The sequence below is a fragment of the Microbacterium sp. Yaish 1 genome, from assembly GCF_002245215.1.
In the GTDB taxonomy this organism is placed as follows: domain Bacteria; phylum Actinomycetota; class Actinomycetes; order Actinomycetales; family Microbacteriaceae; genus Microbacterium.
In genome coordinates, this window is sequence record NZ_NPMR01000001.1 from 244,803 (window position 1) to 257,660 (window position 12,858).

Genomic DNA, 12,858 nt, shown 5'->3' on the forward strand with positions numbered 1-12,858 from the left:
TCACCTCCTGGTGAGCGCCTCACGCAGCCGCGTCGGGCTGTCGAGAAGCGAGAAGATCATCGTGCGAACGCCCGGCCACGGGCGAGCGAGCACGATCGGGTCGAATAGGTCGACCCCGTACTCCTTCGCCATGTCCGCGACGACGAGGCGCCAGTTCGTCACGAGTGCGAGCAGCGATCCGTCGACTTGCGCCGCGCCCGCAGGACTTGAGCCGGTGACGGCCGCAGGCTTGAGGTGGGCTGGCACTGGACGGTAGTCCTGGTACCAGCCCTCCTCGTCGGGCTCGCCGATGCCATAGGGAGCCCAGTCTTCAGCCGTCTCTAGCCTTTTGGGGCTGCACCCTCACCGCCATCTGCGGCGCCCTCGGCGGGCTCCCGCGGAGCCCACAGCAGGGTCGAGATGAAGGCGGCATAGTCAGCCCCGCGGGCCCAGTGGAAGACAGCGTGGTAGGAGTACCGGTCGATCACGTACGACGGCACGTCGTCCGCCACCATCTGCGAGTAGGCAGCCTCGCCGAGACCGGGGTGTGAGTCCCCGATCTCGGCGAGAACAGCAGCGATCTGCTCCGGAACGGGCCCCGGCACGAGTCCCAGGTTGACCTCGCCGCGCACGGCAGCAGCGAGAACCTGCTTCGCGCGCTCGACCGTCGGCGGCGGCACCCGGTACTCCTTGCCCTTCCACGAGAGGAGGAGGTCCGGGATGGCCCACGCTTCGAAGTCGAGCGCGCTCACGCGCCGCGGACGTAGGGCACGGCCGGCGACGTCCCGGCGGGCGTGACGACCGTCACGTTGACGGTGCCTGCGCTTCCGGCGGGCACGACAGCGATGATCGTGCTGTCGTTGACGACCGTGAGTGCAGAAGCGGACACCGTCCCGAACTTCACGTCGGTCGCACCGAGGAAGCCGGATCCGGTGATCGTCACCTGCTGGCCCGCAGCGCGCCCCGCCGGCGTGACCGAGGTCACCTTCGGCGCGGGGTTCGTCGCCCATCCGGTCCACGGGTTCGCGATGGGCTCGAAGCCGCCCTTGCCGGTGATGGTCACCGCGAACGTCTCGATGCCGGTGTTGCCCGTGTTGCTTCGCGTGATCTCCACGGTGACGTCGGCGCGACCTGCGTCGGTGGGGTGCGGGGTGCCGACCGCGGGCTTGTGATAGAACCGCACGTCCAAGACGGCTGCCTCACCCTTCGACCGCGACGCTGCGAGAAGCGCCTCGAGCTCGGGGAGGTAGAGACCGGTCGCGACCGATCGGTTGCCCTGGACGGTGAACGACGCGTTGAACCCGCGGCCGTCGACGTCCTCGTCCGGGTCTCCCTGGTTGTCGTAGCTGGCGACGTCCGCCGTGCTCGGCGGGAACGCAGGCGCGTAGGCGCTCATGCGTCGGATCGACTGGTAGTTCGGCGCGGCGCGCGTGCCGAGGTTGACGTCCAGCCCGTACTCGAACGCCTTGCCGAGCGTGGTGCCCGCGGGAAGGGTTACTCGATTGCCCATGATGCCTCCGTGTTGTCGAGAGTGATCTCGTAGTTGTCTGTCCGCTGGTCGCGGTTGTTGTCGTCTGCCCCAAGTGGGGACATGGAGATGCGGCGGATGCCGCTGATCCCTCCCACCCGGGAGAGTCCGTGGAGCGCTGCGAAAGCCTCGCCGGCCAGCACGTCGGCGCCGTCACGGCGGTTCTTCTTGCCGCGGAACCGGAGCTGCGCACGACGTGTCGAGAGGTAGGACTGCGCGTCGTCGTCGCCGGCGTAGACACGCACGCCGACTGCGCGATCCGGTGAATCGTCGATGGGGCCGTAGTAGATCGCGACCAACTGGCCGTCATACTTCGGGCCGCCGACGCGCCACTCCCAACCCTCAATCGCCCCGAGGATCTCCGCGAGCGCGACGGTGAGCTGGGAATCATCCACCGAGTGCCCTCGCGATCTCAGCGGCGATGTAGTCCTCGACCCGCACCTGATCCGCCGCCGCCTCCAGGAATTTCGCCTGACCGCCGCCCGCATGCTCGTAGTCGAGGTTCTCGTGCTGGAAGCGTGCGTGACGGGCAGAGAACGAAACCTGCCCGGTGAGGTCATCGATCCTCACCGCGCCGGAGCGCACCAGAACACGGTCGTCGACGGGCGCAAGCTTGCGCGCGACGGCGAGCATCTCCTTCATGCCGTTGCGGAGCCCGTCCTGCGCGGCCTTCTCGATGGGTCCCAAGATCGGGGTGTAGTCCTTCACGGCGGCCTCCTACTTCAGCGAGAGAATGAGATGTGACGGCAGGGGCGGCGGATTCTCCTCGCGCGCCACTGCGATGACCGAGGACTCGCGCTCGGCCGAGGTCCCGGCCCACACCGTCACAAGCGCGCCGGGCGAGACGGCAGACTCAAGCGGAACCGTGACCGTCGATGACGACACGGCTTCCGAGCCGTCAGCGGTGCGGATGAGACGCTGCTCGTCTTTCACCTCCGCGGCTAGCTCGCGGGAACTGCCATAGCCGTTTCCCATACCGCCGCCACCTGAGGCATCGCGCACCCGCACTCGATGCGGGAAGAAGAACGACCGCGGCCAACTCACGTGTACCGCTCCGACGGCCACAGACGCTCGAAGAGTGTGTCAACGGGGAAGCTGCCCTCAGGGAGCCCGCGGGGCGCGGCGGCGCACAGGGACTCGAGGTCGGCGCGGATATCCGCCGTGAAGGCCGCCTCGAGATCGAAAGACATCGTGGTGCCGTTGCGGCCCAGAGACCGCACACGACGGGATCCGGCTTCGGGGAGCTCGGCGACGACACCCTTGAGGATCGCGACCGCGTTGGCCTTGTCCTCCGACCCTTCGGGGAAGGTGTCGATGCAGGGGGCGATGCGGCGTGCGGTCACCATGATGCGGCGCCGGAGATCGTCATCCGACACTCCGAGGTCTTCCTTGGTGATGGCCATCATCGCCCCCTGTCTCGATCAGTCGCCGGCGGGTGCCGACTGCTTGGCGGCGTGCTCGGCGACGATCGCCAGCACGTCCGGCTTGTTCTTCGCGGCGCCGATGTCAACGCCGTGGGTCTCCGCGTACTTCTTGAGCTGCGGAGCCGTCCACCGCTCAGTCGGGGCGCCCTCGGGCAGCTCGACCTCCGTGGACTCCTCGGCGACCTTCTCGATGAGGCCGCGCTCGAGGAGGCGTGCGATCTGATCGTCGGAGACGCCGTCGGGGACGATGTCGCCGGCGAACAGGATGCGCGCGACCCGGTTGCCGCGTTCCGAACCGACGGCGACCTTGACGACGCGCGCTTTGGCGATGTGGGCACTCATCTCAGGGCGCCTCCGTTCCGGTGACGTAGACCGCGGCGAGCGGGTTGGTGATGACGGGCACGTGGACGTTCCGCGCCTGCAGGCGCGTCTTGTCGCCGAGGGCGATGTTGCGCACCGATGCGATCTCCACGCCGGTGTCGCCGCCGACCTGGCGGTACTCCGGCGAGGCGATCTCCTCGCGAGCGATACCGCCGAAGCGGCGCCGGTCGATGAACATCGGGTCGCTGAGGTCGTCGCCGTCCTCGGGCACCCAGGTGATGCCGCCGATGGTGGGGAACGTGTCCCCGAGCGCCATGCGGTCATCCTTCGGCAGGATGTCCAGCAGCTCCGGCATGATGTCGGCGTACTGCTCGCCGGGGATCACCGCGGTGTCGATCGAGTAGCCGAGCTTCAGCTTCCGCGTCAGCGCCTTCGCGGTGTACGCGGCACGGAGAATCTCCTTGCCGTTGGTCCACGCGGCCTTCGACGCGAAGGTGCGCGTGACCGAGGACTCGATCACGCCGAGGGCGATCTCGTTCGCGTCGAAGACGAGCTCGGTCTGCAGGAACGTGAACGCGTCGTCGATCGGCTGCCGGCGGCTGCGCGTGACCTCGGCGTCGGTGACCTCGGTGGCGAGGCCCTCGATCATCGAGTTGTAGATCTCGTACTCCTCGGCGCTGAGCGTCGTGAGCTTGTACTCGGCACCGGGCGCGACCGTGCCGGCCTTGCGGTCGGTGCGGATCTTCTCGTTCGCGGGGACGGCGATCATGCCGCCGGTCATCGTGTACCGGCCCGAGAGCAGGTAGTTCCCGATGAACTGCTGCGCATTGATGATCTCCGCGAACCGGCGGGCGACCATCGTCGGGGACTTCAGGAAGGCGAGCCAGTCCTGGGCGGTGGAGCCGTCGATCTGCGACGGCGTGTAGGGGTACAGGTTCATCTCGTACTGCCTCTCAGAGCTGGATGACGGGGACGGGGGCGCCGTCGGCCGCGGAGGCGAGGGCGAGGAAGAGAGCCTTACCGGCGGCGAGCGTGCGCACGCCTCCGGCGCCGGCGGCCTCGAGCTGCTGTCCACGGGTGACAGCACCGACAGCTTTGAGCTCGTGGATGACCTTGTTGACCTCGACGGCCAGCTTGTCGCCGGGGGCGGCGTCGTGGCCGGCGATGCCGACGTACTTCGCCGATGCCGCAGCCGCGGGTGCGACGGAGAAGTCGGTGGTGCCGACCTCGACCGGCTGGCCGGCGGTGACGGCCGTGGTGACACCGAAGGTGACGACCTGGCCGGGGCGGTACAGCGGAAGGTAGTTCTTGGGCGTGGCCATGATCAGGCCCCCTTCTCGGTCGGGAACAGCTTCGAGAACGTGGCGTCCTCGTCGGATGCCTCGTCGACGCCGCCGGTGACACCGACCAGGTCGACGGGGATGAGGCCCTTCTCGAGACCGGCGAGGATCTCGGCGGAGCCGGGGTCTGCGGCGAGCGCGGCGACCCAGTGGTCGCGGCGCGCCGGGGAGATGCGGCCGTCGGCGACGGCGGCGTCGACTGTCGCAGCACGGGCGGCGGCGAGCTGCGCGTCGCGGGCTTCGCGGCCGGCCTGGGCGTCGGCGCGCATCTGCTCGAGCTGGGTCGCTTCGACGGCGACGACACCTTCGGGCAGGGCTGCGGTGGGGGTGGGGGCGGGCGCCGCGATGCGCTGGTCGAAGGCGGCCAGGACCGTCTCTTCCGTGGCGTTGGCGTCGGTGATGCCGAGCCGGTCGCGAACGTCTGCCAGGAACTTGTCGCTCATGGGGAGCTCCTCCTTGTTGGCGGTGGTACCCGGCTCGGTCGAGTCCGGGGGTCGGGGTGCTGCGGCGCGCGCGGACGCGGCTGCTGCGTGGATGCGGGCGGCTCGGGCCGAAGCCTCGTCGTCGTCGTCGATGTCCTCGTCGGTGCCGGAGAGGATGACGAGGACGTCGTCGTCGGTGCCGACGGTGGTGGCCGTGCCAGCATCGGGGACGACGTCGACGCGGTCAGCGAGGCCGAGCTCGACGGTGTCGCTGGCGGTGAGCCAGGTCTCTTCGGCGAGTAGGGTCGCCCAGTCCCTCTCGCCGGCCTTCTCGGCGTAGACCTCGATCATCGAGCGCTCGAGGGTGTCGAGGAACGCGGCCTGCTTGCGCATGTCCGCGGCGTTGCCGATGGCGAACGACCACGGCGAGTGGATCATCATCTGACTGCCGCGGCTCATCACCGTCTCGTCGCAGCTCGCGGCGATGAACGACGCGGCAGAGGCGGCGATGCCGTCGACGACGGCGATGACCTGCGCGTGGTGCGCGGCGAGCATGTTGAGGATGGCCATCGCCTCCCACACCTCGCCGCCGGGCGAGTTGATGCGGAGGACGATCTGCTCGACGGTGTCGGGCAGCGCGTCGAGCACGCGGCCGACGTCCTCGGTGGAGATCCCCCACCATCCGCCCCACGAATCGATGGGGCCGTACATGCGGATCGTGGCGACGGTGGCGTCGCCGTCCGCTGTCGGCGCGGTGACGGCGCTGAAGAAGTCAGCCTTCGCCTTGGGGGGCTCGATCGATCCCCAGTAGCGGCGCTCCTGCTTCTTGTGCTTGTCGGTCATGCCGCCTCCTCGGTCGGTCTGATGGGGCCAGCTGCGAGGTCAGCGCCGGCTTGGCGCGCGATCACGCGCGCCTCTTCCTCGGTGATGACGACGCCGACGGCGAGGTAGATCTTCTGCAGCAGCTCCGCGATCTCTCGCGCCTTCTCCGCGCCGGTGCCGGTGCGGGCAGTCGCAGCGTCGATCTCGGGCAGGTTGTACGTCTGCCGAGCGAATCGCTCGAGGTCCTCGTCCGGCGTGATGACGCCGGATTCGACGAGCTCCTTGAGGGCTTGCGCGGTGATGCGCTGCTGCGAGCCGATCTCGTCGAACGTGATCCGCGGCGCCGGGGTGCCGACGCCGAAGTTGTGGTCGACGAGGTCCTCGACGATGTGCTTGGTCGCGGTGTCCGCGATCGACAGCGCGATCGTCTGCAGCGACAGGGTGAAGAAGTCCGCGAACGTCTCCCCCAGCGCGTACGACCCCTTGGAGTTGTCGCCGCCGAGGTTGAGGAAGTTCGCGAGGACCGCACGACCCATCTGCTCGTCGTAGTAGCGGATCGGGTTCATGGCATCGGGGAGCGTGCCCTCGACGCCGAGCAGCTTGATGTCGCCGTCGTTCGCGATCGACGCGCCGGCCTGGCGTCCCGAGCGGAACATTTGCGCGATCTTGAGCCCACGCTTGATCTCCGCATCCTGACGCTTCACGTACTCGGCGGGATCGAAGATGCTCTCGGGCAGCTTCGGCGCCTTCACGACGGGGACGCCCATGCCGTTGCGGTCGATGGTCTGCGCCTGGATCTTCAGGAGCCGGTCCTTGAGCAGCCAAAACTTGTAGGCCGGACGGAGAAGGGACTGGCCGAGCCAGTTGCCGCCCTCGCGCTCGTTGACGTAGACGACGAGGCGGTTGACCTCCATGCGGTGCTTGTCGGTGCCGGCAGTGCCCTGCTCGATCGCGACGAGACCACCGTCAGGCGCCACGTCGACGCGCGAGATCGTCCGCGGGGGTCGCCACGCCAGCTTGCGGAGATAGGCGCGCAGGACCCCGTTCTCGTCACGCTCGATGCGGTACTGCTGCTCGAACACCGAATGCCCGAACGGCAGGCAGGTGAGGGCGAGCTGCAGGTGTTCCGGCCACGAGAACCGGTCACCCGTTCGGGGCCGTGGAACAGCGTCCTGACCCAGCACCGGGAGCCCGAGGTTCGCTGCCACGAACTCGACGACCTCGGGCGCGGCGGATGCCGGGTCGATCCGCCACGTGGTGCGGCGGATCGGCAACTGCACCGCACGCAGCACCGAGATGACCTGAGCGTCCGTGCGACGCATCTGGTCGTAGACCTCGATGTTGCGCGGCCACTGCAGCTCGGGGACCTTCTCATCGTCCGGGACGTCCCAGAACGACTGAGCCGGTCCCACCGCGTAGCCGTCCTCCGTCGTCGGCACCCGAGCACCCTCGGCGAGCGCCTTGGGCGCCTGGTCGCGGCCGAAGAGACGGGCGAGGGGGATGCGGCCGAGGAAGTCGTCGAGAGCCATGTGCGCTCCTTCCTCAGAAGCCCATGTCGGCGAGGTCGCCGGAAAGGTCTTCGTAGTCGTTCGTGTCGAATTCGTCGTCGCCGGCGCCGAGCTGGTCGGCGTCGTCGAGAGTCATCGGTTCGGGTGGTGGTGGGGGTGGTGCTTTCGGCTGGTGCGTGAGGAGCCACAGGGCGGCGATCCACGCGCGCAGCGCGGTGATGTCGGCCGGCGATTCCTTCGGGTTCAGCACGCGGGCGCCGCCGGCGAGGACCTTCCACTCGGCGGTGGCCGCGGCGAGGTCGAGCGATGCCCAGGGGGTGTGCCAGACCCGCTTCTCCCGGATAGCGTCGTCGGCCTCGGCGTAGGCGTCGAGGAGCTCGGAGCCGGCGAGGTCGACGACGGGGATGCGGAACTTCGTGTCGGCCTTGAGCTTCTTGAGCCGGGTCATCTCCGGTGAGCCGGATGATTGGCCGGTGACGAACCGGACCCGGCCGTCGAGCTCTTCGCTGGTGAGGAGCTCCGCGACCCACTCGTCGCCGTATCGGCCGGTGACGATCTCGACCTGCGGTTTCCCGTCGGGGCGGTACCCGGCGAGCGCGACGTAGGTCTTAGATCGTCCGGTCTGCTGTGCGATCGCGGCGACGACGGGCCCGACGATGCGGTCAGCCTGCGGGCGGGCGAGGCGCTTCTTGCCGTCCTCGCCGGCGATGGTCGGGACCTTGCAGGCTTCCCACGCGCCGGGGGCGAACGGGCCCGAGGTGGCGCCGTCGTTCCACTGGCAGAGCACCTCGGTGCGGAACACCCACTCGGGGTCGGTGTTGCAGGCCGAGGCGATCGTCTTGGTGGTGATCGTGTAGCCGCGGGACGGGTTCGCCCACGACCAGCCGGTGCGGTCGCGCTTGTCGCATCCGGGAGGGGCGGACCATTCGAGGATGCAGAGGGTGGCTTCGTCCTGCTCGAGGTCGTCGACGTCGAGGTCGTCCTCTTCGTCTTCGTAGTCGTCGAGGTCACCGATGACGAGGTCGTCGTCGATGTTGGTGAGCTCTTCGAGGTCGTCCTCGCCGGGGCCGGCGGCGTCTTCGACCGCGGCGATGCCGTCGGGGTCGCCGCACGCTCGGTGGGCCATGAGCCGCAGGTAGCGCAGGACGCGGCTGGTGACGTCGCCGGCGTTGGAGAGGGCGAGGATGAGGGCCTCAGCGCGCGCCATCGTGGTCTTGGTGATGGCGCCCCACGCGTCCCACGTCTGGTGCTCGCGGATCTCGTCGAGGAGGACGAGGTTGCCCGACAGGCCACGGCCGGCGCGCCGGTTGGCGGCCTTGACTTTGTACTTCGCGCCGGTGGTGAGGTTGAGGCTCTTCTTGCCGTTGACCTTCGTGACGCTCTCGCGGAGACCGACGAGCTCGTCGTTCTGCTCGACGAGGTCGACGACCTCTTCCCACAGCGACTCGGCGACGTCGAGGTCCTGCGCGGTGCCGAGGATGAGGGGCCAGCCCCATACGAACAGCAGCCAGATCGTGAGGACCTGCGCGAGGGTGGACTTGCCGTTCTGGCGGGCGACGAGGACGAGCACGGTGCGGAACCGCAGCGACCCGTCTTCGTTGAGCTCGAGCATGCGGATCAGCGCGGCACGCTGCCAGGGCAGCAGGGTGACCTCGAGGACCTCGTCGGCAAAGTCGATGACCTCGAACCCGAGGGAGGTCTCCGGAGTCAGCTCTCGCAGCGGCGGTGTGCTGATGCGCGGCTCGGCCGAGCCGAACAGGTGCGCGGTCTCGGGGGTCGCGAGGTCGCGCTCGTGGACCTTGTCGACGTACGCCTGCCCGCAACCGAGCGGGACAGGCCAGCGCTTCGGTAGCGGCCTGCTAGACCGCTTCGAGGCGGCGCTGCTGCGCGCTCTGCTGGAACTTGCCGACCTTGCCACCGTTGCGCACCTTTCCGGCGACCTGCGCCGGCACCGAGGCAGGCGTGATCTGCAGCTCCGCGCACGCCTTCACGTACGACGGGATCAGGTTGTACGTCGCCTTCTGCAGCGCCTCGAGCCCTTCACGCTGCGCCTCGTCGATCAGCCACGCGTACGTCATCGCCGCCTCGCGAATGCCCTCGAACTCAGGCTTGGCGTCGAGCTGCGCCGCGGTGATGGACCGACGCGTCGCGTCGTACATCGGGCCGCTCTTGCGCTTCATGGCGGCGGGACGGTTGAACAGGGGCGCCCACTTGCGAATCTGCTCCGCGAGCTCACGCTCGGCGGCGAGCGCGGGATGCACGACGGCGCCGCGCTTGTCGCCGCCGTCGACGACGAGACCTTCGCCGGCGACCTTCTCGGCCGCGGCGCGCGAGCGCGCCACGAGCGAGCAGTACGTCTCGAGCATCTCGGGGACGACGGTGGGGTGCATGCGGCCGCGGTCGACGACATCGACCCACACGTCGCGCTCTTCGTCGCTGAGACGGTCAGGCGGTGTCCAGTCGAGTTTCTTCGGGGCCGGCATGGATGCTCCCCACGGTCATGCGCCCGAGCGTCAGCGGGCCGTAGACGATGCGTCCGGTCGCGACGGTGCCCAGGCTCGGGCGGTTGAGGTCTTCGCGCTCACGTTCGAGCGCTGCGGGGCGGAGGGTGGCGACGAGGTCGGAGAGGGTGCGTCGGGAACCGGGCCACTCGACGAGCTCGGCGACCTGGTTGACGGTGACGCGAGGGTAGTCGGCGAGCATCTCGCGGACGGCCTCGGTGTACTTCTCCGTCAGCGACGGCCTCGAATACTGCAACGCCGCATCCGGGTCGAGAGCGCGTCTCACTGTGTTCCGGGACAGGGCTAGACCGCGGCTGATGCCCCTGATTGATAGCCCCTCAGCCCGCAACAGCCGCAGATGCTCACGGTCATGCATCTCGTCTCCCTGCATCCTTCGTCGGCTGCTGGAAAGCAAGAGACCGCGCTACATGAAGTCCCGAGCCGACGTCGGGTTCTCGAGAAAAGAACGCCCGTCGGGGCCAGCATTCGTCATAGCGACGTAGATCTCGAACGCTTCCTGAGCGTTGATCTCTCCGTACGCAACCAGATGTCGAAGCACGTCGATCGTGTGTGCGACGCGGCAGTCCTGGCCCTTCGCAAGGTTGTAGGCCGCCTCATCATCCGTGACGATGCAGGAGGACGCATACGCAGGAATCGTCGTAAGCGCCCAGATGGTCTGACTCTCGCCGAGGTGCTTCAGGGGCTCCAACTCGCTACCACCGAAGCGTCGACGTCGGATGAAGTCGATCCCGTCAACATCTTTCGTGTCATCGAACTCGATGACGTCGTCGAACCATGCCGACACGTCGAGCTTGTGAAGGTTCGCGACATGCGACTTAGACCGTTCGACCTCGAACTTCACCGCCTCCGTGATTCTCCCGCGACCCGCCAGATAACTCTGGAGCAGATCGAGCCGGTCAACCCACGCGAAGTTGACGAAGACGGTGTTGTCCGGGAAGAAGAAATGTTGCACGACTGACTTCCCGGCCGCTAGTCCGAGCTCTCCGGGTTTCCTGCTGGGCTCTCAGAGGGCGTACTCGCAAATATCCGGTACGTGGTATCGAGGTCGAGATTCAGGAGGGCAGCGACTGGGTGCAAGGTTGCCTGCCCTGCATGGAAGGCGTTCAGTTGCCCCCGCAGCAGCCGCATCGGAGGCCGCTCCTGCTGGCTGAGGCGATCACGCTCAAGCTGCTCAGCTGACCTGTCGAGCAGGCGAGCCACATCACGGCTAGAAAGCGAAGCCAGCTGTCGGCGTTCCGACTCGGTAACGAAACCCAGATTCTTGAGGCGCCAAGAGAGGGACACGGGCGAGACGCCGAGTTCGAAGGCCAGCGTCTCCTGAGCGTTCGCCTCTTGCTTCGCCAGAGCGGTCGTCACCTCCTCAGCCGGCGCGAGGAAGGATGCGGCAAAGACATCGGCCCGACGCTCGGCGAGATTACGCTCGCCCTGCCCGAGGTTCTCACGGATGACCGATTCTTCAGCGTCACCAGCGAGGATATGACCGAGCTCGTGAGCGAGCGTGTAACGCTGGCGAGCCGCTCCGTCAGTGGATGCGAGAACGATCAGCCTCAAGTCGCCGTCCGCGTAGGACATCCCGTCGCAACCGTCGGGCAGCTCCGTCGTCACAACGTCGATTCCGAAGGTGTCCTCAATGTCCGCGATAAGAGTCGCGTTCGAAGTCCCAACCATGGGGCGCGGCATGTGGCGCAGCGCCCACTTCGCGAGCTCGTTCCCGCTGCGCACATAAGACTGCGGGTGCGCCAGGGTCGGCCGGTCTGCGCGCCGTTCCGGGAGAAAGCCGAGCGCGTCCAGGTTCTCGTGGAACTCGGCGATAGCCCGGACCGCCCCCTCGCCCGCCTTGTTCGCCACCTCGGGCGCCACCGCCGACAGCCGATGCGCGAACGACCATGAACGCGAGGGACGGCCAGTCAACACCCAGTCGACGGTGCGTCGGCCAAGCTGAGCGAGCAGCGCAAGCTCCAGCGAGGTGAAACGGCGAGTACCCGACAGCGACTTCGTGAGCTTGCTCGCATCGATTCCGATCTTCTCGGCAACCTTCTGCTGCGTCTCACCGGACTCTTCGATGATCTGTCGGATCCGCCCGATAACGGGTTCGTCCATGAGGCGAATCTAGCACGGTTGCGATTATCGAAACCGCAAGCCAGCTGATGGGCGCGCCGGGTCCGTTTTCACCGCCATGCATCACCTGGAAGGGGTGGGGGGTCGGCGTCCGGGGGGAGAGGAAGCCCACCCAGGCGCTTTCCGCCCTCCGCGCCATGCTGGATTTTTTGACGACTGGGCCCTGTCAGCTGAGTCCGAACGATGAGACGCCGGCGTCCTCGCCGGACTCCCCCGAGCCCTCGGACTCGTTGCACGACTTGTGAGCCGGCGCCCAGTTCGATGGGTCCCACGTCAGCGCGGGGAAGAGCTTGCGCGACTTCTTGTGCTGCACGGTGCAGCCGTTCGCGTCGGTCGAGGGGAGGTCGTAGTTGATGCGCTGTCCGCAGATGCAGCAGGGCGAGCGGTGTCGCCGCCCTTCGGCCTTCACACGGTTGAGAGCTTCGACCGCTCGACGGCCACCCCACTTCGGGATGCTCATGCCTTCGGTTGTCATCGAACCTCCCGAGCGGGGTGAGCCGGATACCTTGCGAGGTGGACCGGCTCACCCGTTCACTCGCGCTACCCGAGGTCGACGTCGACCGGTCGAGCTGCGAGGAGTCTGCGCCCCGCCGCCCATCACCGCTCAGTGCGCATGGTTGCGACTGGGACGAGGGCCCGGCCCGCGGCATTCAATGGCAACGAACGGCCTGCCTGCGTGGTCATGGCGCCTGGTGTCGCTCTGCTGTGATGTGTGAGCGTGTGGCTGGCGGGGCGAAGTATGTCGGGGGCGGCGCGGCGGAACCCACTCACACCACGCGCCCCCCGAGAACGACGGAAGCCCCATCCATGTGGACAGGGCTTCGGTCATAGTTCTCGTGCACGCACAGCGTATCACGTCATGCGGCAGAGGATG

Annotated in this window: 18 protein-coding genes; all 18 read right to left on the reverse strand. The window is 67.8% G+C overall.

Features of this window, described 5'->3' with window-relative positions; genetic code table 11:
• The 18 genes from CI089_RS01245 to CI089_RS01330 all read right to left on the reverse strand — a co-directional run bounded on the left by CI089_RS01245 (position 1) and on the right by CI089_RS01330 (position 12,459).
• Positions 1-246: a hypothetical protein gene (locus tag CI089_RS01245; RefSeq protein WP_094259906.1), complete on the reverse strand. Its 246-nt coding sequence runs from the start codon at positions 244-246 to the stop codon at positions 1-3.
• A 74-nt stretch (positions 247-320) separates the two neighbouring features.
• Complete coding sequence (locus CI089_RS01250; protein ID WP_094259907.1) at positions 321-731, reverse strand: DUF7426 family protein; 411 nt, start codon at positions 729-731, stop codon at positions 321-323.
• On the reverse strand, positions 728-1,489 hold the full coding sequence (locus CI089_RS01255; RefSeq protein ID WP_094259908.1) for a phage tail tube protein: 762 nt from the start codon (positions 1,487-1,489) through the stop codon (positions 728-730). The genes CI089_RS01250 and CI089_RS01255 overlap by 4 nt, the downstream gene beginning before the upstream one ends.
• Positions 1,474-1,902 carry a minor capsid protein gene (locus CI089_RS01260; RefSeq protein WP_094259909.1) on the reverse strand — a complete coding sequence of 143 codons (429 nt, stop codon included), beginning with the start codon at positions 1,900-1,902 and terminating at the stop codon, positions 1,474-1,476. Before CI089_RS01260 ends, CI089_RS01255 begins: the two co-directional genes overlap by 16 nt.
• Positions 1,895-2,215: a hypothetical protein gene (locus CI089_RS01265; RefSeq protein ID WP_094259910.1), complete on the reverse strand. Its 321-nt coding sequence runs from the start codon at positions 2,213-2,215 to the stop codon at positions 1,895-1,897. Before CI089_RS01265 ends, CI089_RS01260 begins: the two co-directional genes overlap by 8 nt.
• 9 nt (positions 2,216-2,224) lie before the next feature.
• On the reverse strand, positions 2,225-2,551 hold the full coding sequence (locus CI089_RS01270; protein ID WP_143738833.1) for a hypothetical protein: 327 nt from the start codon (positions 2,549-2,551) through the stop codon (positions 2,225-2,227).
• Positions 2,548-2,910 (reverse strand): hypothetical protein, encoded by a 363-nt coding sequence (locus tag CI089_RS01275; protein WP_143738834.1) that lies wholly within the window; start codon positions 2,908-2,910, stop codon positions 2,548-2,550. Before CI089_RS01275 ends, CI089_RS01270 begins: the two co-directional genes overlap by 4 nt.
• A gap of 18 nt (positions 2,911-2,928) precedes the next feature.
• On the reverse strand, positions 2,929-3,273 hold the full coding sequence (locus CI089_RS01280) for a hypothetical protein (protein ID WP_094259913.1): 345 nt from the start codon (positions 3,271-3,273) through the stop codon (positions 2,929-2,931).
• Between the two features lies 1 nt (position 3,274).
• Entirely contained in the window at positions 3,275-4,192 is a 918-nt protein-coding gene (locus tag CI089_RS01285) for a hypothetical protein (RefSeq protein WP_094259914.1), read from the reverse strand.
• 13 nt (positions 4,193-4,205) lie between these two features.
• On the reverse strand, positions 4,206-4,574 hold the full coding sequence (locus CI089_RS01290; RefSeq protein WP_094259915.1) for a capsid cement protein: 369 nt from the start codon (positions 4,572-4,574) through the stop codon (positions 4,206-4,208).
• Between the two features lie 2 nt (positions 4,575-4,576).
• On the reverse strand, positions 4,577-5,857 hold the full coding sequence (locus CI089_RS01295) for a head maturation protease, ClpP-related (protein WP_094259916.1): 1,281 nt from the start codon (positions 5,855-5,857) through the stop codon (positions 4,577-4,579).
• On the reverse strand, positions 5,854-7,365 hold the full coding sequence (locus tag CI089_RS01300) for a phage portal protein family protein (RefSeq protein WP_179223193.1): 1,512 nt from the start codon (positions 7,363-7,365) through the stop codon (positions 5,854-5,856). The genes CI089_RS01295 and CI089_RS01300 overlap by 4 nt, the downstream gene beginning before the upstream one ends.
• A 13-nt stretch (positions 7,366-7,378) precedes the next feature.
• The gene (locus tag CI089_RS01305) at positions 7,379-9,262 is read right to left on the reverse strand and encodes a terminase large subunit domain-containing protein (RefSeq protein ID WP_094259917.1); all 1,884 of its coding nucleotides are present in this window, start codon (positions 9,260-9,262) and stop codon (positions 7,379-7,381) included.
• Positions 9,204-9,827 carry a P27 family phage terminase small subunit gene (locus CI089_RS01310; protein WP_143738835.1) on the reverse strand — a complete coding sequence of 208 codons (624 nt, stop codon included), beginning with the start codon at positions 9,825-9,827 and terminating at the stop codon, positions 9,204-9,206. The genes CI089_RS01305 and CI089_RS01310 overlap by 59 nt, the downstream gene beginning before the upstream one ends.
• A complete protein-coding gene (locus CI089_RS01315) occupies positions 9,790-10,101 on the reverse strand; it encodes a hypothetical protein (protein WP_143738836.1) in 312 nt (103 codons plus the stop codon). The genes CI089_RS01310 and CI089_RS01315 overlap by 38 nt, the downstream gene beginning before the upstream one ends.
• A gap of 168 nt (positions 10,102-10,269) precedes the next feature.
• Complete coding sequence (locus CI089_RS01320; RefSeq protein WP_094259920.1) at positions 10,270-10,818, reverse strand: hypothetical protein; 549 nt, start codon at positions 10,816-10,818, stop codon at positions 10,270-10,272.
• 17 nt (positions 10,819-10,835) lie between these two features.
• Positions 10,836-11,966: a helix-turn-helix domain-containing protein gene (locus tag CI089_RS01325; RefSeq protein WP_094259921.1), complete on the reverse strand. Its 1,131-nt coding sequence runs from the start codon at positions 11,964-11,966 to the stop codon at positions 10,836-10,838.
• Positions 11,967-12,150: 184 nt separating this feature from the next.
• Complete coding sequence (locus CI089_RS01330) at positions 12,151-12,459, reverse strand: HNH endonuclease (protein WP_143738837.1); 309 nt, start codon at positions 12,457-12,459, stop codon at positions 12,151-12,153.
• Positions 12,460-12,858 lie beyond the last annotated feature (399 nt).

Coding starts and splice junctions, on each gene's coding strand:
- CI089_RS01255 (WP_094259908.1), bottom strand. CDS start 1,489: ATGGGCAATCGAGTAACCCTTCCCGCGGGCACCACGCTCGGCAAGGCG.
- CI089_RS01275 (WP_143738834.1), bottom strand. CDS start 2,910: ATGGCCATCACCAAGGAAGACCTCGGAGTGTCGGATGACGATCTCCGG.
- CI089_RS01280 (WP_094259913.1), bottom strand. CDS start 3,273: ATGAGTGCCCACATCGCCAAAGCGCGCGTCGTCAAGGTCGCCGTCGGT.
- CI089_RS01285 (WP_094259914.1), bottom strand. CDS start 4,192: ATGAACCTGTACCCCTACACGCCGTCGCAGATCGACGGCTCCACCGCC.
- CI089_RS01290 (WP_094259915.1), bottom strand. CDS start 4,574: ATGGCCACGCCCAAGAACTACCTTCCGCTGTACCGCCCCGGCCAGGTC.
- CI089_RS01295 (WP_094259916.1), bottom strand. CDS start 5,857: ATGACCGACAAGCACAAGAAGCAGGAGCGCCGCTACTGGGGATCGATC.
- CI089_RS01300 (WP_179223193.1), bottom strand. CDS start 7,365: ATGGCTCTCGACGACTTCCTCGGCCGCATCCCCCTCGCCCGTCTCTTC.
- CI089_RS01310 (WP_143738835.1), bottom strand. CDS start 9,827: ATGCCGGCCCCGAAGAAACTCGACTGGACACCGCCTGACCGTCTCAGC.
- CI089_RS01325 (WP_094259921.1), bottom strand. CDS start 11,966: ATGGACGAACCCGTTATCGGGCGGATCCGACAGATCATCGAAGAGTCC.
- CI089_RS01330 (WP_143738837.1), bottom strand. CDS start 12,459: ATGACAACCGAAGGCATGAGCATCCCGAAGTGGGGTGGCCGTCGAGCG.